Source organism: Salegentibacter sp. Hel_I_6, assembly GCF_000745315.1.
Lineage (GTDB): Bacteria > Bacteroidota > Bacteroidia > Flavobacteriales > Flavobacteriaceae > Salegentibacter.
Map to the genome: position 1 here is coordinate 1152501 of NZ_JQNQ01000001.1, position 23473 is coordinate 1175973.

Consider the following 23473-nt stretch of genomic DNA (forward strand, 5'->3'; position numbering starts at 1 on the left):
TAAGGTGATAGTTTATTAGAGTGGAAGCTTTAAAAAACCATCAAAAAATATGTAACTAAAATTTTTATACTTTTTCTACTTGCATATAACTCAATTCTAATGGCGTTTTTCTTCCGAAAATCTTAACCATCACTTCAAGTTTACGCTTTTCTTCATTTATTTTCTCTACAGTTCCATTAAAGCCGTTAAACGGACCGTCTATAACTTTTATGGTTTCTCCTATAGTGAATGGAATCGCAACATTATCGGTTTTCACTGAAAGCTCATCTACTTTTCCAAGCATTCTGTTCACTTCAGATTTTCTAAGCGGAACAGGATCTCCTCCTTTAGTTTCGCCCAAAAAACCAATAACACCGTTAATATTTTTAATTACGTGCGGCATCTCCCCATCAAGGTTAGCCTGAATCATTACATAACCAGGAAAGTAAACACGTTCTTTGTTTACCTTCTTGCCGTTCCTAATTTGGATCACTTTTTCGGTAGGAACTAAAACCTGATCAAGATAATCTTCCATTCCAAGATGGTTAACTTCTTTCTCAATATAATCCTTAACCTTGTTTTCCTGACCACTAACGGCACGAACTACATACCACTTTTTTTCCTTTCCTTCTGCCATCTTAATATCTTTAAGATTTAATCCATTTGAAATATTCCTCGATAGCGGAGCTAAATACGGTATCCACACCCCAAATTGCTAAAGAGAAAATTATAGAAAAAACCGCAACAAGTATGGTAAGCCTTTGTGCTTCTGGCCAACTTGTCCAGGTAACGTGGTTTCTTAATTCGTTATAAGATTCTGATATATAATTGCCGATTCCTGCCATGTGATTCTAAAGGTATTTGCACGAATTGAGAGGCTTCCTATAATTATCCTAAGGATTGGCTTCTCGCCTCGCTTTATCTGCACGGGTTGAGAGGCTCGAACTCCCGACACCTGGTTTTGGAGACCAGTGCTCTACCAACTGAGCTAAACCCGTAAATATAATATAAAGGAAGGTTTCCCGCCCTGGCGGGAAACCTTTTTATATTTAAACTGTAATTAGTCTAAAATTTCAGTAACCTGTCCAGCACCTACTGTTCTACCACCTTCACGGATAGCGAAACGTAGACCAACATTCATTGCAATTGTCTGGATAAGTTCAACAGTAATTGTAAGGTTATCACCAGGCATTACCATTTCTACTCCATCAGGAAGATTAATTGTTCCTGTTACATCAGTTGTACGTACATAAAACTGGGGACGGTAGTTGTTATGGAATGGAGTGTGACGTCCACCTTCTTCTTTCTTAAGGATATAAACCTCTGCTTTAAACTTAGCGTGAGGAGTTACAGATCCAGGCTTAGTGATTACCATACCTCTTGAAATCTGAGACTTTTCAATACCTCTAAGTAGAATACCTACGTTATCTCCAGCTTCACCTCTATCAAGAATCTTACGGAACATTTCAACCCCAGTAATAGTAGAAGTAAGTTTTTCAGCCCCCATACCAATGATCTCTACAGAATCTCCAGTGTTAGCTACACCAGTCTCAATACGACCAGTTGCAACAGTACCACGACCTGTAATAGAGAATACATCTTCTATAGGCATCAAGAAAGGCTTATCTACATCACGCTCTGGCAATTCGATCCAGTTATCAACAGCTTCCATCAAATCAAGAACTGTTTTAGACCATTTCTCATCTCCTTCAAGTGCACCAAGAGCAGAACCTGAAATTACAGGACCATTATCTCCATCATACTCATAGAAAGAAAGAAGATCTCTAACCTCCATTTCAACTAGCTCTAAAAGCTCTTCATCATCAACAAGGTCAACTTTGTTCAAGAATACAACGATTCTTGGAATTCCAACCTGACGCCCTAAAAGGATGTGCTCACGAGTCTGAGGCATCGGACCATCTGTAGCAGCAACCACAAGAATAGCACCGTCCATTTGAGCAGCACCTGTAACCATGTTCTTTACGTAATCGGCGTGACCAGGACAGTCAACGTGAGCGTAATGACGGTTAGCAGTAGAATACTCTACGTGAGAAGAGTTAATTGTAATACCTCTTTCTTTTTCTTCAGGAGCATTATCAATTTGATCAAAAGCACTAGCTTCTGAATATCCAGCATCAGCCATTACTTTAGTAATCGCTGCTGTTAAAGTCGTTTTTCCGTGATCTACGTGTCCAATTGTACCTATGTTAAGGTGCGGTTTGGAACGATCGTATGTTTCCTTTGCCATAATTAATACTTATTTAATCTTAGTTATATATTAGTGTTCAATTTAATACAATCTAGAGCCAACGACGAGAATTGAACTCGTGACCTCTTCCTTACCAAGGAAACGCTCTACCCCTGAGCTACGTCGGCAAGCCGAAAGTTTCCACTTTCAAGGTTCACCGGTTCAAAACAAGAAAAACCATAAACCAGCATTGGTTTACGGATGTTTAATTTTTACTTAAACCGGAAAAATAAATTTAGAAAACAAGAAATAAATTCTCTTGCTTTCTAATTAAGAGCGGGAGACCGGGTTCGAACCGGCGACATTCAGCTTGGAAGGCTGACGCTCTACCAACTGAGCTACTCCCGCATTACCATTAAATCTAATTAGATCATCTTCTAAGCTTGATGATCTCGTTTGGATGGTTCCAAACTTCGACTCAAAAACTACTGTTTTTAAATCTTTGTGGGGAGAGCAGGATTCGAACCTGCGAAGACGTAGTCAGCAGATTTACAGTCTGCCCTCGTTGGCCGCTTGAGTATCTCCCCAAATTTATTTTTCCACTATTTCATAGAACCATAGCTGGCAAGCCAACTAAGCTTTATGACGGTTTGTTTTTTTAACGGCTGCAAATAAACGTAATTTTACAGCACCGTCCAAAGCATTTTTTAAAATTTTTCTATAAAATTTTTAGCAACTTAATTTTCAATAAATTAAGTTTAAAAAATACATTTTATTTCAAAATTTCAAGAGCCGATGGAGGGACTCGAACCCACGACCTGCTGATTACAAATCAGCTGCTCTAGCCAGCTGAGCTACATCGGCCTTTACGCTACTTTTTAGCATAAAAAAGTCCGCTATTTCTAACGGACTGCAAATGTATATAAATTATTTCTTTCACAAAACATTTCTGCCAAAAAAATATTTAAACATGCGCACTTAATTTTTCTTTGCGTTTAATTAACTGTCTTTGCAGGGATGTAGCACATTCATCTACACATTCCTCAAATTTCTTACAGGTTTTTTTAACCATGATATCTCCACCGGGAATACTCAATAAAATTTCAGTTACCTTATTATCTTTTCCGCTGGTATTTTGAACTTTTAGAAAGACATCAGCATAAATAATTTTATCGTAATAATTTTCAAGCCTATCCAATTTTCGTTGGATGAAATCAATTAATTTTTGATCGGCATTGAAGTTAACAGATTGCACATTTACTTTCATCTTCAGTAGAATTTAATTAAACATTATTTTAATTGGTCTTTTTATTACGTGGGTGCGCCATTTGATGAACTTTACTAAGTTCTGAAATACTATTGTGGGTATATACCTGCGTAGCTGCAAGACTGGAATGCCCAAGCAATTCTTTTACGGCGTTTAGGTTAGCACCCTGGTTTAATAAATGCGTAGCAAAGGAATGCCGCAGGATATGCGGACTTTTTTTTATTTTGCCAGACACCTTACTAAAATAATTATTTATAATTCTATAAACAAGACTTTCGTATAATTTAATACCTTTTTGAGAGACAAATAGATAGGGAACCTCCTGGCTTGTTAATATCGTTGCGCGTTGATCTATATAGTTTTTCAGATTTGAAATTACGCCGGGTAAAAGCGGAATAATTCTTTCTTTCTGCCTCTTACCCAGAACTTTTATATATTTCCCGGCTAAATCCACGTTCTGGACCTTGATATCAATAAGCTCTATACGCCTTATTCCCGTAGTATAAAAAAGCTCTACAATTAGCCTATCCCGAAGTCCCTCAAAATCTGAAGTATCAATTTGTTCCAAAACCTCTTTTATTTCTATTTCAGAAAAGGGAACCTGGATCTTAGATGCAGTTTTTAAAGCTTTATGTTTCGCCAGAGGTGAAAATTCTATATCAGCCGTTTTCTGAAGAAATCGATAATAAGCCTTTAAAGAACTAATTTTTCGATTAATACTTCTATTAGATACCCCCTGATCTACCAAAGAAACAATCCAATTTCTTATTTGGGCATAATTCACTTTACTCAGATCATTTTCTTCAAATTCAAATTGAATAAATTCAGAGAAAGATTCTAAATCGTTCTTGTAAGCAGTTAAGGTATTGGGAGAATATTTTTTCTCTAATTGGAGGTAATCTAAAAATTGAGGAAAGGGCATAAAAAAACTGTTGATAGACAAAGTTAGCAAACTTTAATCTATCAACAGTTATATTGTTTTCCCGAATAGCTTCGGGGAAATTCGATTATATCTTACTAGATATCTTCCTGATCTCTCAAATGCTGAATGTACTCGGCTTTTTGAACCTGAGCTCTCTTCGCAACAGAAGGTTTCGTAAAATGCTGGCGGCTTCTCAGCTGGCGCATTGTTCCGGTTTTATCGAATTTTCGCTTAAAACGCTTTAGCGCTCTATCTATATTTTCTCCGTCTTTTACTGGTATTATTAACATAGTGTCATCACCCCCTTTCTTTAGAAATAGGCTGCAAAGATAATTTAAATCTAAGAACCTGCAACCAATATTTTAATTAATTATTTAAGCCTATTTTGCTGCCGGCTTATACTCTTTTTTATCGATAATCATTTTAGCGATAAATGTGGAATTTTCGCTAAAATAATTACCTCAACTATCGTGCTGCAGGTTTGTACTCTTTTTTATCGATAATCATTTTAGCGATAATCTCTCTTAAAATTTCAGAAGTTCCTCCTCCAATAGGTCCTAAACGACTATCGCGAAACATTCTGGCTAAAGGATAATCTTCCATATAACCATACCCTCCTAATAATTGCAGACAGTCGTAAATAACTTTATCGGCCATTTTAGTGGAAAGCAATTTAGACATACTTGCTTCTTTCACTACATACTGCCCGTCATTAAGTCTTTTAGCGATAGAATAGTTAAATTCCTTATTCATCTCTACTTCGCTAGCCATATCGGCTACCGAATGTCTTAAAGCCTGAAATTTATCTATAGTGGTACCAAAAGCTTCTCTTTCGGCCATATAGCCTAGAGTATAGTCCAGGGCATATTCTGCGCGAGCGTGGGCGTTAATTCCCATAATAAGACGCTCTAAAGCAAAATGTTGCATGATATAAGAGAATCCTTTTCCTTCTTCACCCATTAGATTTTCAGCAGGAATTTCTACATCATCAAAGGCCAGCTCAGCAGTGTCTGAAGCTCTCCATCCTAATTTATCTAATTTTGAAGCCGAAATTCCTGGAGTATCGCGATCTACAATAAAAATACTCATTCCTTTATTTCCTTTATCAGGATCAGTTTTGGCAGCAATTGCCAAATAATCTGAATATACCCCATTTGTAATAAAGGTTTTGGAACCATTTAAGATATACTTATCTCCTTTTTTTATTGCGGTACTTCGCATTCCTGCCACATCAGAGCCACCAAAAGGTTCTGTAATACAAAGGCAACCAATTTTTTCACCCTCAATACTTGGTGTTAGGTATTTTTTCTTAATCGCATCGTCACCTTCTTTATTTACGTGAGTCATTGCCAAATAGGCGTGTGCCCACATTGCAGCAGCAAAACCACCGCTGTTTATCTTTTGAAGTTCTTCAAGAAATATTACGGTATAAAAAATATCAAGATCCATCCCGCCATATTCTTCGGGTTGATTAAGACCAAAATATCCCATTTCCCCAAATTTCTTCCAGATAAAACGTTCTATAGTTCCAGATTTCTCCCATTTATCAATATGAGGCACCACTTCTTTTTGCAAAAATTCCTGAAAACTTTTCCTAAAGAGTTCGTGTTCCTCTGTAAAATACATTGTATTCATAATAATTTCTTTTTTCTTTTATTGCGAAAGGGAAAGAAATCCCCGGTTCACTAAAATAAAATCATTTTTTTAATATTAGAGATATTCGTACTTATTAAATAAAATTCTTTTAATTCCGAATAATCAATCTAAGCTCAAATATAATTGAATTCTATCGATTTTATCTGAAGGAAAACTTTCTATTTTTGATAATTCTTCAAAAGACCTGATTTCTTCGTGCAGTTGGCGATAGTCGATAATTTCTCTGGCAAGTTCATATCTTATATAAGGCACCTCAACCAATTCTAAAACTTTCGCTTCGTTAATATTTATTAAACTGAAATTTTCAAGCTTAATAACACGAAATTGTCTTTGAAGATTCTCCCGGGTTTCATAATTTAAACCATAGATATCTTTTAATTGGAGTTCACTTCTAAAACCACCAATTTTGGTTCGGTAGTTTACAATACGGTTTGCAAGCACCTCTCCTATTCCGGTGACCTGACGCAAATCTTCTGGTTCCGCATTATTCAAATCTGAAACAGCTACAAGAGATGTAGGCTCTGCAAACTTCTTTTCCTTTTCAGCTTCAATAACCCAATCTGGAAATTTAAAGTATGGCGAAATAACAGCAAGTAAAGAATCTGAAACCCCGGTAACTCTCTTAAAATCTTCCGCAGAATTAATCCATTTATTTTCATTTCTAAATTGATGAAGCCTATCAATTTCTGCAAGACTCATTCCAAGACTGTAACCTTTAAAATCGGTTATATAATTAGGATTAAAAGGAAATATTTTCACCGAATCTGCTTCGGCTCTGGCGAGTTTTATGGAATCTATTTGAGCCTGGAAACCTTCAATTTCCTCCTGGCTTAAATCGCTTTTTGTACTTTCAGTAGAAAAATTAGAGAAATAATAAATAGCCTGAAGCACAATTATAATACATACCAAAAGAAAAATCCCATTTTGTTGGCTCCTTGTGAACACAAAATGGGATTTTATCGGTTTCATATTATTTAAAGATTAGCTAGCATTCGCTTCTCGTTGCTTCTTAAATAATTCCCCGGCTTTAAGCTTTCGGGAGTATTCATTAAGGTCTCTTCTAACTTCACTAGACATTATGTAAAGCCCTATTATATTAGGGAAGGACATTGCAAGAATCATCATATCAGAAAAGTCAAGTACAGCACCTAAACTAATAGAAGCTCCTACAACTACAAAAACAAGGAATAGTATTTTATATGCCAATTCGGTCTTTTTACTTTTTCCAAATAAATAGGTCCAGGAACGCATCCCGTAGTAAGACCAGGAGATCATTGTAGAAAAAGCAAATAGGAATACCGCCATTGCCAGTACGTAAGGGAACCAGGAAACTACACTGGCAAAAGCATCTGAAGTTAATTGAACTCCACCTACTCCCTGTACTTCGTGCATTCCTGTGAAAATTAACACCAATGCTGTTAATGTACAAACTACTACAGTATCTATAAAAGGTTCCAATAAAGCTACAAAACCTTCAGATGGCGGATGGTTTGTTTTCGCTGCCGAGTGGGCAATCGCTGCCGATCCAACCCCGGCTTCATTAGAGAATGCCGCACGTTGGAAACCAACGATTAATACCCCAATAATTCCACCTTTTAAGGCTGTGGGGTTAAAAGCACCGTCGTAAATAGCTCCAAATGCCGGACCTATATTTTCAATATTGATAAATATTACAGTTAAAGCTCCAAGTACATATACTGCAGCCATAAACGGTACAACTTTACCAGTTACTTTAGCTATACTTTGAATACCTCCAATAATTACAATACCTACAAGTACCGCTACTCCTAAACCAAACCAAAAACCATTACCGATTAAAAAAGTAAATTGCCCGGAAAGTATTTCAAAAGACTGGTTGGCCTGAAACATATTACCACCTCCAAAAGAAGCACCAATACCAAGTACGGCAAAAAATGCAGCAAGGAATTTACCTAAACCGCGCATATTTCTTTTTTCAAGGCCATAACGCAAATAATTCATTGGTCCTCCAAAAATTCTACCTTCAGAATTGATAAAACGATACTTTACACCAAGTGTACATTCCACAAATTTTGATGCCATCCCTAATAAACCTGCAATAATCATCCAAAAAGTTGCACCTGCACCACCAAGGGAAATTGCAACGGCAACCCCGGCGATATTACCAAGCCCTACTGTTGCAGAAACTGCTGTAGCCAGGGCCTGGAAGTGAGTAATACTACCCGGCGCGTTAGGCTCATCATATTTTCCTCTGGCAAGATCTATAGAGTGTTTAAATCCTTTAAAATTGATAAAGCCCATTTTTACAGTGAAAAATGCGGCTCCAAAAATTAACCAAACAACAATAAATGGAATATTATGCTTTTGTGGCGTTCCATTTGGATTGGTTAAAAGTTGTGGCTCGTCATATTGAATTCGAGCGAGCATGTGCGCGTTTGTTTCAATAAGATCTGAGCTATTTTGGTAATCCCAAATAGTTCCACCTTCATCTACGAGGTAACTTACAGTTCCGGTAGCATTAGCAGTAGCTTCTAAGTCTCCACTGTTGTCTGAACTTACAATAGCAATAAGATCGCCTTCATTTACGTGGCTACCTTCTTCTACCCTCCATTCTTTTAAAGTGAACTTATCTTCAGTATCAGCGGCCCAATCTGGAGTAGGTACCATTCTTTCTTCAGCATAAACTTTTGGATCGTAGACACCAAGAGCTGTAAAAGGATCCCAGAATAAAACTGCTGTCATCCCTTCTACGATAGGCACAAAAGTCCCATTAAAATGTTCAGTAATGGCTTCAGCCTTAATCTCAAAGCTTTTGGTTACAGAATTCCCCTGACTATCGCTAACAGTTACTTTATAAGGAACACCCTCGGTAAGACCTTCAGCACGGGAAGACTCCAAAGAAGTATCCGGGTCTGACCATTCATACTTGTAAGGGGGTTCCCCACCTGTTACTTCAAGATCAATAAAACCGTTATTGATGACGTTAGATGGATTGCCAACTTTGGCCTGTACATCCAGTTCTTGTGCATTAATTGCTAAAATTGAAAACAAAAAGAACATTGAAAGTAGATACTTTCTCATATAGAATAGTGGTTGTTTAATTTAGAATGAATATTTCCGCGAAGCAAGATGCTAAAAAAATAGGCTTTTTCAAATTTTTACGAGTTAAATTGTAAAGGTTTGTTAAATTAAATTGGTTTAAACTTGCCAATTCTTCATTTTCCCTAAAAAAATGCAGCTAAATACAGCTTATAGGTCAAAAACTGAAGTTCTTTTAGTGTAAACTAAATCTTTAAGTTTTAACCAAAATGCCAGGGTTAAATAAACAACAAACCAGGAGCCTAAAGTAAAAAATGAAGCATAAATAAAAAACAGGCGAACACTTTTAGCGCGCATTCCCATTTTATCTGCTACCCGGGAAGACACATAAAAACCGTGCCTTTCAAAAAAATACCGAATATTATGCACCATCTTTTTCATAGTTGCAAATATAACATTTTAAGCTCTTCTTTGCAGTAATTTGATACCAATACCACATTCCAAACACTTGTTTTTATTACAATAATTACTTTTTAATTGTACCATTGCCTGGGAATGCATCGCATTTTCTACAGTGCCTTTACGTATCTTTTTAAAATTCTGAATAATTTTATTCCCCTCTGAAGGTATATTCTCCATCATCAAAAGTAAATCATCAACCTCATCATTGCCGCAAGCACGTGAATAACAAAACCGCAAAGGAATAATGGTATTAATTAGCACCAGATCTTTAAATGCTGAACTCAACTTCTTTTGTCTTTCTATATGTTTCTTCGGAAAAGTAAAATGCTCTTTCCAAAAGGCTGAAGTTTCTACATCCAGGATTTTATAGGTATCCTTCAATGACTTTGAGGCGATTAATACTGAAAATAAGTTTTTATGCTTAGAATAAAGGGAAGCTAATTGAGAAAGTCTGATATTAGGAAAATTATCTGGTCTCAACCTGAAATACTTTGGAGGAATTATTCCGGAATTGGATAAGGTATATTTATGTTTTAAATAAGAATACTCTTGTTTTAAATCTTTAAAATAAGTGATATTAAGTTGCTTTCTCAGCAAACCAGCCTGACCAAAAAATAATGCTTCTAAAGTAAAATTATTATTAGAAGCCTTCTTGACCACTGAAAAATCAAGACTTTGCGCCATACTTAAAAAAGCATCGCCGTTAAGATTAAGACCGAAATTCTTGGCCAACATTTGGAATAAAACCGCTTCCCAATTGTTATCTGACTTTTCTAACAATTCCGTAATAAGTCCCGATTTCTCCTCCAAACGTTCCAGGTATAATCGTTCCTGCCAATGCCGCAGCGTAAAATCATCTATATCTTTAAAGTTCTTTTCGCAATTAATCCAGTTTTGTGAGGAAGAAAAAAGTTGCCTGTAATCATCTAACAGGTTTTTATCTACCAGGTTTTTAAGGCTTAAAGCAGGAATTGTAGTATCATTATCTCTTTGAATCTCGGTGTCGTTTTCCCAAACCACGTGAAGAATAACATTATTGTAGTTTCTATCTTTTTCGTGTTGATGAAAATACCAATCGGAAGCTTTTATGTGTAACTCGACATTTCCAGCCCAAAGCTGTTCTCCTATTTTTAACCGGGCATTAAAAAAATCGGGGCCTGAGTTGAAATTATGTGTACCACTATCTATAAGAAGTACTTTCTCTCCCTGCGTAGTTTCAGCATTGGTAAAATCGAATTTCTTATATTTCCAGAGATAATGTAAAAAGTCTTCCCGCATCTTTTAAAATTAAAAAAATGCGGCCTAAAACTAAGCTTTTAGGCTATTGCGGTAACATTTGGGGGATTTCATCTATAACCTCATCAACCCAATAGCGGTACATCAATGCGCTGGGGTGCAAACCGTCTTCAGCAATAAGATCTCCATCTCTTGCAGCTTCTCTTGAGATTGGGGTTATATTATAAAAGTCAACTTCAAATTCAGAAGTAACCTTTCTAAAAACTGCATTAAATTCATCGATTTCGACTCCAATAGTTTCGGCATTTTCTTCACCAAAAGGCGTTGCTCCATAATCTGGAATACTCAAAGCAAAAACTCCCTTTTCCCTTAGTTTAGAATGATTAAGCGCCAGTTTAAAGATTTCACGTAATTCTTCTTCATATTCCTTAATAGTCTTTCCCTGATATTGGTTATTAACACCAATTAAAATAGAAACCAGGTCAAATTTTCGGGTATAATTTAATTCTGAACGCATTGCAGACAAAAGATTTCCGGTGGTCCAACCAGTTTTAGCAATAATCTTTGGAGGTGCAACTTTATGACCTCTTTCATTAAGTTCTGCTACCAGCTGCACCGGCCAGCGGTCTTTTTCGGCTACACTCTCCCCAATAGTGTAAGAATCTCCAAGGGCGAGATAACTATAATCCATTCCTGACGGATTATCGGTTTCGGTATTTGTTGTTACTGAATTTGAAGAACTGCAACCAATTAATAAAGAAGCAAAAAATAATAAGTATAAATTTTTCATAGGATATCTTTCTAAGGCAATAAATAGTGTATTTTGCAGCAATTTATAACTTTTACATCATTTTAAATATGAAATTATATTACTTTTTATTCTTTTTCAGTACAGCCATAATTGCTCAAAATAGTCCGTCGGAAGAATTTTGGAGCAATCTGCAAAACCATTGCCGCAAAACTTATGAAGGCACTATAACCGAAGGGATGGGTAATGATGATTTTGATGGTAAAAAACTAATAATGCACGTTCGTTCCTGTGAAGAGAATGAAATTAAAATTCCGTTTTTTGTAGGAGAAAATAAATCACGAACCTGGATTTTAACGCTTGAGGATGATAAAATTCAGCTTAAACACGATCACAGGCAGCCTGATGGCAGCGAAGATAAAATCACCCAATACGGCGGAACTTCTTCAAATACCGGCCTTGCAAACATCCAGGTTTTTCCTGCCGACGAGGAGACAGCAGCTTTAATTCCAGCAGCGGCTACCAATGTTTGGTGGATTACTTTAAATGAAGAAATCTTCAGCTATAACCTAAAGAGAATAGGTTCTAAAAATAACTTTACGGTAGAGTTTGATCTCTCCAAACCGGTAGATACTCCAGCTGCACCCTGGGGATGGGAAGACTAATTGAATTTAAGATAGTTTTAAAAGCTACGCCTAAATTCAGGTTAAACTTTAAAGCAAAAACTCGATTTTAATAATTTTGCTTATCTTATTTTTGAATAGGAAATCAGCGAGAAAATTATGAGACCTAACCACAAGAAAGAAGTTGAAACCGGGAAAACTTCAAAGCAGGCACAAGCTAACCCTTCGCCAGAACAGGAGGAATCAAAAAATGCATTTGCTCGTTTTTTTTCTAAAATGGGATATTCAATCTGGTTTGCAGTTATGGTTATTGGCGGCGTAATCGCCTTCATTGTTTCACTGCTAGTTCTATGAAAAGCCTAAAATCAGTATTTTTTATATGTTGCCTTCTTTTCGCTATTCTTCAAAGCCTTTATTTTTTAGATCAACCCGTCCCACAACTTTTAAGGTTCTACCTGGCAGATTTTCTTTGTATGCCTATTGTATTAAGTATTTGTCTTTTTGCGGTTCAATACCTTAAAAAAGATAAAAACATTCGTCTAAATCTAATAACAGTATTCTCGGTATTTTTAATGTACACTATTTATTTTGAAGTAGTTCTCCCACCCTTACACTGGAGATATACCGCCGATATTTTTGATGTTTTCCTTTATCTCATTGGAAGCGGACTTTTTTATTTGCTGCAGAAGCTTCCTTAAGATTGCAATAAATAAAAAACGTCATGCTTAACTCGTTTCAGAGTGCAGCATGACGAGATAAAACTTTTATTAATTCTGTAAGTTTATTAGGCCTATTTTAATCTAAAAAACCCTGTTTTTTCATCCATTCATCGTTGAAAATTTTCCCTACGTAACGACTTCCGTGATCGTGAAATAAAACTACCACAACATCATCCTTGGAAAAATGCTCTTTTAACTGAAGTAAACCTTTTGCCGCAGCACCCGCAGAATTCCCTAAGAAAAAACCTTCTTCTTCAGCAAGTTTTCGCGTGTATACCGCTGCGTCTTTATCGGTGACTTTGGTAAAGCCGTCAATTACACTAAAATCTACATTCTTTGGTAGAATATCTTCTCCAATCCCTTCAGTGATATAAGGATAGATCTCTTTTTCATCGAACTCGCCGGTCTCGTGGTATTTCTTAAAAACAGAACCGTAGGTATCAATTCCCCAAACTTTAATATTTGGATTTTTCTCTTTTAAATATTTACCAACACCAGAAATGGTTCCGCCAGTTCCTACACCCACTACAAAATGTGTCACTTTGCCATCGGTTTGCTCCCAGATTTCAGGACCGGTGCTTTCGTAATGTGCTTTGGTATTGGCCAGATTATCATACTGATTCACATACCAGGAATTTGGTGTTTCCTCTGCCATTCTTTTGGAAGTCGAATAATAAGACCTGGGATCCTCTGGAGCAACATCGGTTGGGCAAACAACTACTTCACAACCCACAGCCTTTAGAATATCAATTTTTTCCTTGCTTTGCTTATCAGAAAGCACGCAAACCATTTTATACCCTTTTACAATAGCAGCAAGTGCAAGGCCCATCCCGGTATTTCCAGAAGTTCCTTCAATAATAGTTCCTCCGGGTTTTAAGATCCCATTAGCTTCAGCCTCCTCTACCATCTTCACCGCCATACGATCTTTAACCGAATTTCCAGGATTAAAGGTTTCATATTTAGCCAGCACAAGTGCATCAATCTCTTTAGTAACTTTATTCATTTTCACCATTGGCGTATTCCCAATCGTGCCTAATATATTTTCTACGTAATCCATAGTTTAATTTTTGAAGTTGCAAAGGTAGAAAATTGAATCTATTTCAACTTAAATACCAAAAACTCCTGATATTTTAAATTAACTCGATAATCGAGATTTATATATTCCGAGGTGGGCAATAAGAGCTTAATTGTCTCGTGAAACAGTTCTGGAGTAGTTTATTCAAATTTAATTGCTCTGGAAGGAGAAATCTTTGAAATAATTACTGAAGGAATTATTAGCATCAACATACAAAGAATTAAAGTACCCAGGTTTACCGCAAGGATATAATCCCAACTTAAATAAACGGGCACTTCAGTAACATAATAGGTTTCTGGATTTAATGGAATGAGTTTAAAATATTTCTGAAGTAATAGAAGCCCCAGCCCGATTAAATTTCCCCAAAAAAGTCCTTTAATAATAAGATACCCGGCATTATAAAGAAAGATTTTTCTAATGCTCCAATCGTCTCCTCCCAACGCTTTTAGAATCCCTATCATTTGAGTGCGTTCAAGAATTAACACTAGCAAAGCGGTAATCATATTAATACCCGCCACCAGGATCATAATTCCTATTATAAGCGCAATATTAAAATCGAAAAGCGCGAGCCATTCAAAGATCGAGTAATACTTCTGGGTGATCGTTTCTGTATCTAAAAAGGAGCCGGTATTTTCATAAACCTCCTGGCCTTTTTCGTTTATTTTATCGAAATCATTTAGAAACACTTCAAAATTCCCAATTTCGTTATCTTCCCAACGATTTATTCGCTGAATATGCCGAATATCAGCCAGCACATACAGCTTATCAAATTCCATAAAACCTGAATCATATATCCCGGTGATCAAAAAGCCTCGCGTTAAAGGCCTGTCACTTCCATCTCTTAAAAAGTAAGTAGGCACTCTATCCTCAACTTTCAATTGAAGCCTATTTGCTAAATATGCCGAAATTAAAATTTCATCATTAAGCTTATTATTATAATCGGGTAGTTTTCCTTCAGTCAAAAATTCTTCAAAATAACTCCAGTCATAATCGGTTCCCACACCTTTAACCACAACGCCTTCGAAATCGGTTTCAGTACGAATTATCCCAAACTTGGTGGCCACCGCCTGCATGTGAGAAATCCCTTCTACGGTTTCAAACTCAGGATAAAAATCCTGGTTTTTATCAACGGGAACTAAGGTGACCTGTGAGCTATTATTATCGTAGTTAGAAATATTAATATGCCCATTAAAAGCAGCGATTTTATCTCGTATTTTTTCCTGCAAACCAAGACCCGTGGCGAAAGAAACCAGCATCATAACCACACCAATCGCAATTGCCGCGATCGCTATTTTTATAATAGGAGCAGAAATACTACTTTTATGGCTTTTACCGCCAATTAGGCGTTTAACAACAAAAAATTCGAAATTCAAATTATCACGATGCTTAAAAGGTTATTCAAAAGTACATTTTTATTCGCTTTTATAGGTATTCTTTCCTGCGGAAACCAAAATAAGAAAGAGCAATCTTCAAAAGAAATTGCTATCAATAATCAGCAAGAAAATCAAGTTGAAGAAATTATTCTTGCCGCCAATCGTACTGAAGCTTATCTCCCCTTGCTAAAAAACAAGAAAGTGGGAATTGTAGGCAACCAGACTTCAATTATGAAGAATAAAAACGGTGAATTTACGCACGTGGTAGATTCTTTGCTGGCATTAGAAGTTAACCTTGTAAAAGGTTTCGCCCCAGAACACGGATTTCGAGGCACTGCAGATGCCGGCGAAGCGGTAAAAGATGGTAAAGATGCGCAAACCGGTTTACCTGTAATCTCTCTTTATGGCGATAACAAGAAACCGAAAGCAGAACAGCTTGAAGACCTGGATGTATTAATTTTTGATCTCCAGGATGTAGGCACCCGCTTTTATACTTACATTTCTTCCCTTCATTATGTTATGGAAGCCTGTGCCGAAAACGATATTCAACTTATTGTTTTTGACCGTCCCAACCCAAACGGGCATTATATAGATGGTCCTATTCTGGAAACCGAATTTAAAAGTTTTGTCGGGATGCATCCAATTCCCACGGTCCATGGATTGACCATGGGAGAATATGCCCAGATGATCAATGCTGAAAAGTGGTTAAAAAATGGAATTACTTGCGAGTTAGAAGTTATAGGAATGGAAAATTATAACCATTCTAAAGGTTACGACCTACCGGTAAAACCCTCTCCGAATTTGCCTAATGCGCAGGCTATAAATTTATATCCAAGCCTATGTTTCTTTGAAGGAACCAATGTGAATGCAGGTCGAGGAACCGATAAGCAATTCCAGGTATTTGGCTCGCCTTTTTTAGATGAGAATCACTTTGATTTCACCTATACCCCTGAATCTAAAGCAGGAGCTAAAAGCCCAAAACATCTTGGAAAAGAATGTTACGGAAGGGATTTAAGCGAAATTGCCAGGATAGATCAAATAAATTTAGAATGGCTCATTGAAGCTTATCAAAACACCGAAAACAAAGGAGAATTCTTCAACGCTTTTTTCACAAAACTGGCGGGAACCAAAGAATTACAAACTCAAATTGAAAAAGGTTTATCTGCTCAAGAAATAAGGGAAAGCTGGCAGCAAGGTTTGGAAAATTTTGAAGTGAAAAGAAAGCAATACCTAATTTATTAAGGGGGTTGCGGGATACGAGTTGCGGGTTTCGGAATATTAACTTTTCCAGTTCAATTCTACATATTGGATGAATTTATTAATTTTTGCTCCCAGAATTTCGTAGTTCTTAACAAGGTCTTCCTGAGGTCCCATAATAGCAGGATAAAGGTGTAATAACTTATTAAAATGTAAAATGGTTTCATCATTACTGGCGTGGGAATAAGTTAAGAACTTAATGAAGTCAGCTTTGTACCGCTTTCTTCCATAACCTTCAACAATATTTGTAACTACAGAATCTGAAGATCTTCTTATCTGACTCCCCAATTCGTACAATTCATATTTTGGAAGCTTTAAACTTAGAGAATGAACTTGAAAGAATAAATTAAGGGAAGACTTGTAAATATCAAGATCGCGGTAATTAGAACTCATATTTTAGGTTTTATTTTGTTTCAATATATAAAAATGAATCAAATTCTTAACGCGCAAACCGAAACACGCAACAACTACTAAGAAAACTACGGCTACGAACAACGCGCATCTTGCAACCCGCAACAAAATCAAGAACAAACCATCTTAAATCACTACAATTCATTCGAAGCCATAACCTAAACAAGCATTCTAAGTCTTCACCCTCCTTTTCATCTCCTCAACGATATTGTAAGCAGCAGGACAAATGGCGGTATTTTTAATCGTGAGATTGGAGATTTTATGAAAATCCTTCCTATCGGTATGCGGAAATTCCCGGCAGGCTTTTGGGCGAACATCATAGATTAAGCAATAATTATCGGGAGCCAAAAAAGTACAGGGCACTTGCTGCAACACATAGTCATTATCTTCATCTATTCGCAAATACTGCTCAATAAACTGCTGCGGTTTTTGCTTTAAATGCTTGCTTATTCGCTCTACATCTTTGTTTGTAAAGAGCGGCCCGGTAGTCTTACAGCAATTTGCACAATCCAGGCAATTGGTTCTGGAAAATTCTTCCTCATGCATTTCCTGCATTTGCCTATCCAGATCTTTGGGCGGCTTTTTTCTAAGTTTTGCAAAAAACTTTTTATTTTCCTTATGCTTATCTTTGGCCTTTTCAGGGAGATTTTTAATAATTTCCTCCATTAGGCAAAGATATAAAACGAACCTACACCGCGTTAATGAATCAGCAAACTTCAGTAAAAGACATTTTTGGAAAAGCGATCTCAGCTTATTATCACCAAAAAGATGAAACCGATATCCAGGTGCATTCTCCCGATTTTGATGATGATATAATTCCTGTCCCCTATTTATTCCGAGGTTATGCCGAAATGCCTCCTTTAGAAAAAAAAGCCCTGCAACTTGCTAAAGGTCGGGTTTTAGATGTTGGTTGCGGCGCCGGCAGCCATTCGCTTTATCTTCAGCAGGAGAAAAAATTAGAAGTGATGGCTATTGATACTTCAAAAGGAGCTATTGAAGTTTCCCGTCTACGCGGAATTAATGATGCCCAAAACATTGATTTCTTCGAATTAAAAAATGAAAAATTCGACACCATAGTCATGCTAATGAATGGCAGCGGAATCATTGGTAAACTCAAAAATTTGGACAAATTTTTTAAAAAATCTAAAGAATTACTAAATCCCGGCGGAAAAATACTCCTGGATTCTTCAGATCTAAGTTATTTATTTGATCGCGACGAAGATGGCGGAATTTGGATAGATTCTGAAGCGCCTTATTATGGAGAGTTAGAATTTAAAGTAACTTACAAGGGAGAGAGTTCAGATTATTTTGATTGGCTTTATATAGATTTTCAAACCCTTAAATTTGCCGCCGAGACAAACAATTTTAGTTGCAATCTTATTAAAAAAGGAGAGCATTTCGATTATTTAGCTGAATTACAGCCTTTAAACCAATAAATTTATATTTTTACAAAAAAATGCTTTTCAATGTTCAAATATAAATACGCACTTCTCCTGTTTTTTATTTCTGTTTTAAGTGTCTCCTGTTCCTCAGAAACTGATGAAGATGATGGTGGAATTCCCGGAATTGATAGAACAGCCAACTTACAGGGGCTTGGGGATTCAGCGGGTGACCTCCTTAGCGATATGAATTTTACTTCAATGAATATTGAAATTGTATATGTAAATGGATTTGAACCCAATGCGGCAGCCCTGGCAAATTTCAAAAGTTTCCTTGAAGAACGCACTTTTAAACCAGATGGCATCAATATTAGCCTTAGAGCTGTTTCCTCCTCAGGGAAAGCGCCTTTTTCTATAGAAGAAATTGTTGAAATTGAAAAAGATACCCGAACGATTTATAATGCAGGTGATGAAATTGGAATCTATATTTATATTGCTGATGGCAGTAGCGAAAAAGACGAAGAAAACAAGTTCACTTTAGGTTCTGCATTTAGAAATACTTCCATGGTAATTTTTGGGGAAACCATACAAAACTTTGCCGGTAGACCAAATGCACCAAGCGAAAGCGATATTGAAGCTGCAGTGTTAAACCACGAGTTTGGCCATTTATTTGGACTGGTTGATATTGGTACCGAGCCACAATCTGATCATAAAGATGAAGATAACGAAGGACATTGTAATGTTGATGATTGCCTAATGCGCGCTTCTATTGAATTTGGTAGTGGAGTTATGGATGGTATTGAAGGTGGTCGTATTCCAAGACTTGGCCCAGAATGCATAAGAGATCTGCAAGCTGCCGGGGGGAGATAATCTGTTAAATACAAGGTTTGAAATACGAGGTACGAAGTTTAAAATCGTAACAATTCACTATCATCCGCAAAACCTGTTTTCAAATGTAATCCCTAAATTCTTTCAAAGCCTGCCCCGATTTTTATCGGGGATCTAAGATGTATTGAATAAAACGTGTAAGAAGCTAAAATGAGTGCAACTTAACGAAAACCATAATTCTTCACTTCAAGCTCCACCTTAATTCGCCACTTCACTAATAAATTTAATGCGGTATAGCCTCAATTCTTCATCGTCGTAATCACCGTCAAATTCCTGGATTGCTTCATCTATTTTATCGGTTTGAGCTTCCAGGAAATAGTCATGAATTTCTTCCTGTTGGTCTTCATCTAAAATATCGTCTATCCAGTAATTGATATTCAACTTGGTTCCGCTATATACAATGGCCTCCATTTCCTTAATAAACTCTTTCATCTCCATACCTTTAGCGGAAGCAATATCATCTAAAGGCAATTTTCGGTCTACATTCTGAATTATATATAATTTCAAAGCCGAATTAGCGCCGGTACTTTTCACCACCAGATCATCGGGTCTAATAATTTCGTTATCTTCTACATAGCGCTGAATTAGCTCTACAAAATCTTTTCCGAATTTTTTGGCTTTGTTCTCTCCTACGCCAAAAATATTGGTAAGCTCTTCAATAGAAACCGGATATTTTATAGCCATATCTTCCAACGAGGGATCTTGAAATACTACAAAAGGCGGCACCTCATTCTTAACAGCTACTTTTTTCCGAAGATCCTTAAGCATTTTAACCAATTGCTCATCTATACCCCCTGCAGATTTATTGGTGGTTGGAACAGCTTCAGTAGTACTGTCAAAAATATGATCGTCGGTCATCATAAAAGATTTCGGATTTTTTAGAAAATCCTCTCCTTTAGGAGTTAGTTTGATCACGCCATAAGTTTCAATATCCTTTTTCAACAAACCGGCAACCAAAACCTGGCGTATTAAAGCCATCCAGTATTTACCATCCCTGCCTTTTCCTTGTCCAAATAAAGGATGTGCATCGGTTTTATGAGATAAAATAACCGCGTTAGATTTACCAATTAAGGTTTTCACAACCTCCTTGGACTTATAAAGCTGTTTGGTTTCTTTTATTGTTTTTAGAAGTAATTCTACCTCCTGCCCGGCTTCATGTTGTTTTTTAGGATTTCGAACATTATCATCCATCGAGGCACCCTCACCGGTTTCACCGTCAAATTCTTCTCCAAAATAATGGAGAATAAACTTTCTACGGGAAATAGAGGTTTCAGCATAAGCCACAACTTCCTGTAGAAGGGCGTGACCAATTTCCTGTTCAGCAACAGGCTTTCCGCTCATAAATTTTTCCAGCTTTTCTATATCCTTATAGGAATAAAAAGCAAGGCAATGACCTTCTCCTCCATCACGTCCTGCACGGCCTGTTTCCTGGTAATAACTCTCTATACTTTTTGGAATATCGTGGTGAATTACAAACCTAACATCGGGTTTGTCTATTCCCATCCCAAAGGCTATCGTAGCCACAACTACATCAATTTCTTCCATAAGAAACTGATCCTGGTGCTTGCTTCTGGTTTTTGCATCCAGCCCAGCATGGTAAGGCACGGCATTTATACCGTTTACCTGCAATGTTTGCGCGAGTTCTTCAACTTTCTTTCGACTTAGGCAATAGATGATTCCAGATTTTCCATCATTCTGTTTTATAAAACGAATAATATCGGCATCAACATTTTTTGTTTTCGGCCGTACTTCATAATATAAATTTGGGCGGTTAAAGCTCGCCTTAAAGGTATTGGCATCTGTAATACCCAAATTCTTTAAAATATCTTCCTGCACTTTTGGGGTTGCAGTAGCAGTAAGCGCTATAATTGGAATATTATCTCCTATTCGCTGTATTATGCTTCTTAAATTCCGGTATTCCGGTCTAAAATCGTGACCCCATTCACTAATACAGTGAGCTTCGTCTATAGCCAGAAAAGAAATTTTCTGTTGCTTTAAAAACTCCACGTGATCTTCTTTAGTAAGCGATTCTGGAGCTACATAAAGCAATTTCGTGACACCGTTAGCGATGTCTTCTTTAACCTTTCTAACCTCGGTTTTATTAAGGGATGAATTGAGCACATGCGCTACGCCGTGCTCTGAAGAGATACTACGTATAGCATCTACCTGGTTTTTCATTAAAGCGATAAGGGGCGAAACGACAATTGCCGTTCCTTCTTCAATCAACGCAGGGAGTTGGTAACATAGGGATTTCCCTCCTCCGGTAGGCATCACCACAAAGGAATTATTCTTATTCACAATACTGGTAATCACCTCTTCCTGAAGCCCTTTGAATTGGCTAAATCCAAAGTACTTCTTTAGCTGTTGGTGTAAATCAATTTCCGTCAAACTCATTCAATTGTGTTACAATTTTACATACATTTGCATAACTAAAGATACATATTTCTTTAAACTCACAATCCTTAATTTTATCAAAATTTGAAACTGAAGGAAAAAATTCTTAACGCAGCAAAAGAAACCATTTCCATTGAAGCCAAAGCAATTGCAAACCTGGAAAATTATATTGATAGTGAGTTTGCTGAAGCCGTAGAACAAATTTATAAAGCCAAAGGAAGGGTAATTGTTACCGGTATAGGAAAAAGTGCCGTGATTGCTACAAAAATAGTTGCTACCCTAAATTCTACAGGCACTCCAGCAATTTTTATGCACGCTGCAGATGCCATTCACGGCGATCTTGGAACCATACAAAAAGACGATGTGGTAATTTGTATTTCTAAAAGTGGAAATAGTCCTGAAATTAAAGTTTTAGTACCCTATATAAAGGATTTTAAAAACTTGCTTGTAGGAATTACCGCCGATAAAGAATCTTTTCTGGGAAGGGAATCTGATTATGTTTTAAATTCCTATGTTGAAAAAGAAGCCTGTCCAAATAATCTTGCCCCCACAACCAGCACTACTGCGCAAATGGTAATGGGAGATGCGCTGGCAATTTGTCTTTTAAAATTAAAAGGATTTTCAAGAAAAGATTTTGCAAAATATCATCCCGGTGGTTCGCTTGGTAAAAAGCTTTACTTGCGGGTTAGCGACATTACCGCTCAAAATATGAAACCCCAGGTTACTCCAGAAACTTCGGTTACCGATGCAATTATTGAGATTTCAGAGAAAATGCTTGGAGTTACCGCGGTACTTGAAAACGATAAGATTATTGGAATAATTACCGATGGTGATATTAGAAGAATGCTTAAAAACAATACGGAATTTAAAAATCTTACCGCAAGAGATATTATGAGTCCAGCACCAAAAACTATAGATCAGGATTCCCTGGCGGTAGATGCATTAGAAATGTTGGAAGAAAATAAGATCTCACAATTACTGGCACTGGAAAACCAAACCTATGCGGGTGTCGTACATATCCATAACCTAATTCGAGAAGGAATTTTATAATGAAGCAAATTGGCACCCCTGAACCAGAGATGTCCTTCTTGGACCATTTAGAAGATTTAAGATGGCACTTAATAAAGGCGGTTATCGCAATAGTTGTTGCCGGTTCCATAGCCTTTGTTTTAAAAGGCTTCATCTTTGACGTATTACTTTTTGGCCCCAGTAGAGGCGATTTCTTTTCCTACGATATGCTATGTAGAATCTCTACATCGCTTGGTCTGGATGCGGGATTCTGTTTTGATGAGATGCCATTTAGAATTCAAAGTAGAACTATGGGCGGTCAATTCTCTGCCCACGTTTGGACCTCTATCACAGCTGGTTTTATTATCGCATTCCCTTACGTAATCTATCAATTTTGGTTATTCGTATCCCCTGCAATGCACGATAATGAACGTAAGCATGCAAAAGGATTTATTTTCATAACCTCTCTATTATTTTTTATTGGGGTAGTTTTCGGATATTACGTAGTAACTCCTTTATCAATAAATTTCCTTGGAAAATATCAGGTAAGTGAAGCCGTTTTTAACGATTTTGACCTTAGTAGTTATATTGGCCTGGTTAGAGCTTCGGTGCTTGCCAGCGGACTTATTTTTGAATTGCCCATCGTGATTTACTTCCTTACTAGAGTTGGGGTAGTAACTCCGCAATTCTTAAAAAAATATCGAAAATACGCGTTAGTAATAGTGCTGATTCTATCAGCTGTAATAACGCCACCGGACATTGTTAGCCAGATAATTGTGGCCATTCCGGTATTGATACTTTATGAAGTAAGTATTGTTATTTCAAAAGTGATTTACAAACAAGAATTAAGAAAAATTAATCAAAAATAGC

Annotated in this window: 25 protein-coding genes and 5 tRNA genes; 8 read left to right on the plus strand and 22 right to left on the minus strand. The window is 36.8% G+C overall.

From position 1 onward, the window contains the following. Positions 1–64: 64 nt before the first annotated feature. The 17 genes from nusG to FG27_RS05245 all read right to left on the minus strand — a co-directional run bounded on the left by nusG (position 65) and on the right by FG27_RS05245 (position 11518). A complete protein-coding gene (gene nusG, locus FG27_RS05165) occupies positions 65–616 on the minus strand; it encodes a transcription termination/antitermination protein NusG (protein WP_037316420.1) in 552 nt (183 codons plus the stop codon). Positions 617–626: 10 nt separating this feature from the next. Further along, positions 627–824: a preprotein translocase subunit SecE gene (gene secE / locus FG27_RS05170; RefSeq protein WP_037316423.1), complete on the minus strand. Its 198-nt coding sequence runs from the start codon at positions 822–824 to the stop codon at positions 627–629. 80 nt (positions 825–904) lie between these two features. Continuing rightward, a tRNA-Trp gene (locus tag FG27_RS05175) sits at positions 905–977 on the minus strand. 62 nt (positions 978–1039) lie between these two features. After that, a complete protein-coding gene (gene tuf / locus FG27_RS05180) occupies positions 1040–2227 on the minus strand; it encodes an elongation factor Tu (RefSeq protein ID WP_037316426.1) in 1188 nt (395 codons plus the stop codon). Positions 2228–2283: 56 nt separating this feature from the next. After that, positions 2284–2355, minus strand: a tRNA-Thr gene (locus tag FG27_RS05185). Between the two features lie 147 nt (positions 2356–2502). Beyond that, positions 2503–2575 (minus strand) — tRNA-Gly (locus FG27_RS05190). 97 nt (positions 2576–2672) lie between these two features. Continuing rightward, positions 2673–2754, minus strand: a tRNA-Tyr gene (locus FG27_RS05195). Between the two features lie 203 nt (positions 2755–2957). Next, positions 2958–3031, minus strand: a tRNA-Thr gene (locus FG27_RS05200). A 100-nt stretch (positions 3032–3131) separates the two neighbouring features. Next, positions 3132–3434, minus strand: a complete 303-nt coding sequence (hpf, locus tag FG27_RS05205; RefSeq protein WP_037316429.1) for a ribosome hibernation-promoting factor, HPF/YfiA family — start codon at positions 3432–3434, stop codon at positions 3132–3134. A gap of 28 nt (positions 3435–3462) precedes the next feature. Then, positions 3463–4356 carry a tyrosine-type recombinase/integrase gene (locus FG27_RS05210; RefSeq protein WP_037316432.1) on the minus strand — a complete coding sequence of 298 codons (894 nt, stop codon included), beginning with the start codon at positions 4354–4356 and terminating at the stop codon, positions 3463–3465. A 95-nt stretch (positions 4357–4451) separates the two neighbouring features. After that, complete coding sequence (gene rpsU / locus FG27_RS05215; protein WP_037316435.1) at positions 4452–4646, minus strand: 30S ribosomal protein S21; 195 nt, start codon at positions 4644–4646, stop codon at positions 4452–4454. A gap of 175 nt (positions 4647–4821) precedes the next feature. Continuing rightward, positions 4822–5991 (minus strand): acyl-CoA dehydrogenase family protein, encoded by a 1170-nt coding sequence (locus FG27_RS05220; RefSeq protein WP_037316437.1) that lies wholly within the window; start codon positions 5989–5991, stop codon positions 4822–4824. 123 nt (positions 5992–6114) lie between these two features. Then, positions 6115–6981: a helix-hairpin-helix domain-containing protein gene (locus FG27_RS05225; protein WP_037316440.1), complete on the minus strand. Its 867-nt coding sequence runs from the start codon at positions 6979–6981 to the stop codon at positions 6115–6117. Between the two features lie 12 nt (positions 6982–6993). Further along, positions 6994–9072 (minus strand): amino acid carrier protein, encoded by a 2079-nt coding sequence (locus FG27_RS05230; protein WP_037316443.1) that lies wholly within the window; start codon positions 9070–9072, stop codon positions 6994–6996. 168 nt (positions 9073–9240) lie between these two features. After that, positions 9241–9471, minus strand: a complete 231-nt coding sequence (locus FG27_RS05235) for a hypothetical protein (RefSeq protein WP_037316446.1) — start codon at positions 9469–9471, stop codon at positions 9241–9243. Positions 9472–9489: 18 nt separating this feature from the next. Next, positions 9490–10770 (minus strand): DUF2851 family protein, encoded by a 1281-nt coding sequence (locus FG27_RS05240; protein ID WP_037316449.1) that lies wholly within the window; start codon positions 10768–10770, stop codon positions 9490–9492. A 43-nt stretch (positions 10771–10813) separates the two neighbouring features. Next, on the minus strand, positions 10814–11518 hold the full coding sequence (locus tag FG27_RS05245; protein WP_037321962.1) for an SGNH/GDSL hydrolase family protein: 705 nt from the start codon (positions 11516–11518) through the stop codon (positions 10814–10816). A 68-nt stretch (positions 11519–11586) separates the two neighbouring features. Here FG27_RS05245 and FG27_RS05250 point away from each other — a divergent pair, with 68 nt between their 5' ends. The 3 genes from FG27_RS05250 (at position 11587) to FG27_RS19350 (ending at position 12797) form a co-directional block, all read left to right on the plus strand. Beyond that, the gene (locus FG27_RS05250; RefSeq protein WP_037316452.1) at positions 11587–12141 is read left to right on the plus strand and encodes a hypothetical protein; all 555 of its coding nucleotides are present in this window, start codon (positions 11587–11589) and stop codon (positions 12139–12141) included. 117 nt (positions 12142–12258) lie between these two features. Beyond that, positions 12259–12453, plus strand: a complete 195-nt coding sequence (locus FG27_RS05255) for a hypothetical protein (RefSeq protein WP_037316455.1) — start codon at positions 12259–12261, stop codon at positions 12451–12453. Between the two features lie 119 nt (positions 12454–12572). Then, the gene (locus tag FG27_RS19350; RefSeq protein WP_156101207.1) at positions 12573–12797 is read left to right on the plus strand and encodes a hypothetical protein; all 225 of its coding nucleotides are present in this window, start codon (positions 12573–12575) and stop codon (positions 12795–12797) included. A gap of 97 nt (positions 12798–12894) precedes the next feature. Here FG27_RS19350 and FG27_RS05265 read toward each other — a convergent pair whose 3' ends face one another. Continuing rightward, positions 12895–13875, minus strand: coding sequence for a PLP-dependent cysteine synthase family protein (locus FG27_RS05265; protein WP_037316460.1), 981 nt, complete (start codon positions 13873–13875; stop codon positions 12895–12897). Positions 13876–14033: 158 nt separating this feature from the next. Continuing rightward, complete coding sequence (locus tag FG27_RS05270; protein WP_037316464.1) at positions 14034–15266, minus strand: ABC transporter permease; 1233 nt, start codon at positions 15264–15266, stop codon at positions 14034–14036. A 9-nt stretch (positions 15267–15275) separates the two neighbouring features. Here FG27_RS05270 and FG27_RS05275 point away from each other — a divergent pair, with 9 nt between their 5' ends. Continuing rightward, positions 15276–16508 carry an exo-beta-N-acetylmuramidase NamZ domain-containing protein gene (locus tag FG27_RS05275; RefSeq protein ID WP_037316466.1) on the plus strand — a complete coding sequence of 411 codons (1233 nt, stop codon included), beginning with the start codon at positions 15276–15278 and terminating at the stop codon, positions 16506–16508. 36 nt (positions 16509–16544) lie between these two features. Here FG27_RS05275 and FG27_RS05280 read toward each other — a convergent pair whose 3' ends face one another. Next, positions 16545–16916, minus strand: a complete 372-nt coding sequence (locus FG27_RS05280; protein WP_037316469.1) for a four helix bundle protein — start codon at positions 16914–16916, stop codon at positions 16545–16547. Positions 16917–17105: 189 nt separating this feature from the next. Further along, on the minus strand, positions 17106–17600 hold the full coding sequence (locus FG27_RS05285) for a YkgJ family cysteine cluster protein (RefSeq protein ID WP_037316472.1): 495 nt from the start codon (positions 17598–17600) through the stop codon (positions 17106–17108). Positions 17601–17635: 35 nt separating this feature from the next. On the opposite strand from FG27_RS05285, the gene FG27_RS05290 reads away from it, so the two are divergent. Together FG27_RS05290 and FG27_RS05295 are read left to right on the plus strand one after the other, a co-directional pair. Further along, positions 17636–18370, plus strand: a complete 735-nt coding sequence (locus tag FG27_RS05290; RefSeq protein ID WP_037316475.1) for a bifunctional 2-polyprenyl-6-hydroxyphenol methylase/3-demethylubiquinol 3-O-methyltransferase UbiG — start codon at positions 17636–17638, stop codon at positions 18368–18370. Between the two features lie 30 nt (positions 18371–18400). Then, positions 18401–19183, plus strand: a complete 783-nt coding sequence (locus FG27_RS05295; RefSeq protein ID WP_037316477.1) for a hypothetical protein — start codon at positions 18401–18403, stop codon at positions 19181–19183. 216 nt (positions 19184–19399) lie between these two features. Here FG27_RS05295 and recQ read toward each other — a convergent pair whose 3' ends face one another. Continuing rightward, positions 19400–21595, minus strand: a complete 2196-nt coding sequence (gene recQ / locus FG27_RS05300) for a DNA helicase RecQ (protein WP_037316480.1) — start codon at positions 21593–21595, stop codon at positions 19400–19402. A gap of 84 nt (positions 21596–21679) precedes the next feature. On the opposite strand from recQ, the gene FG27_RS05305 reads away from it, so the two are divergent. Then, complete coding sequence (locus FG27_RS05305) at positions 21680–22645, plus strand: SIS domain-containing protein (protein ID WP_081912592.1); 966 nt, start codon at positions 21680–21682, stop codon at positions 22643–22645. Next, positions 22645–23472 carry a twin-arginine translocase subunit TatC gene (tatC, locus tag FG27_RS05310; RefSeq protein WP_037316483.1) on the plus strand — a complete coding sequence of 276 codons (828 nt, stop codon included), beginning with the start codon at positions 22645–22647 and terminating at the stop codon, positions 23470–23472. The genes FG27_RS05305 and tatC overlap by 1 nt, the downstream gene beginning before the upstream one ends. The last annotated feature ends 1 nt before the right edge of the window (position 23473 follow it).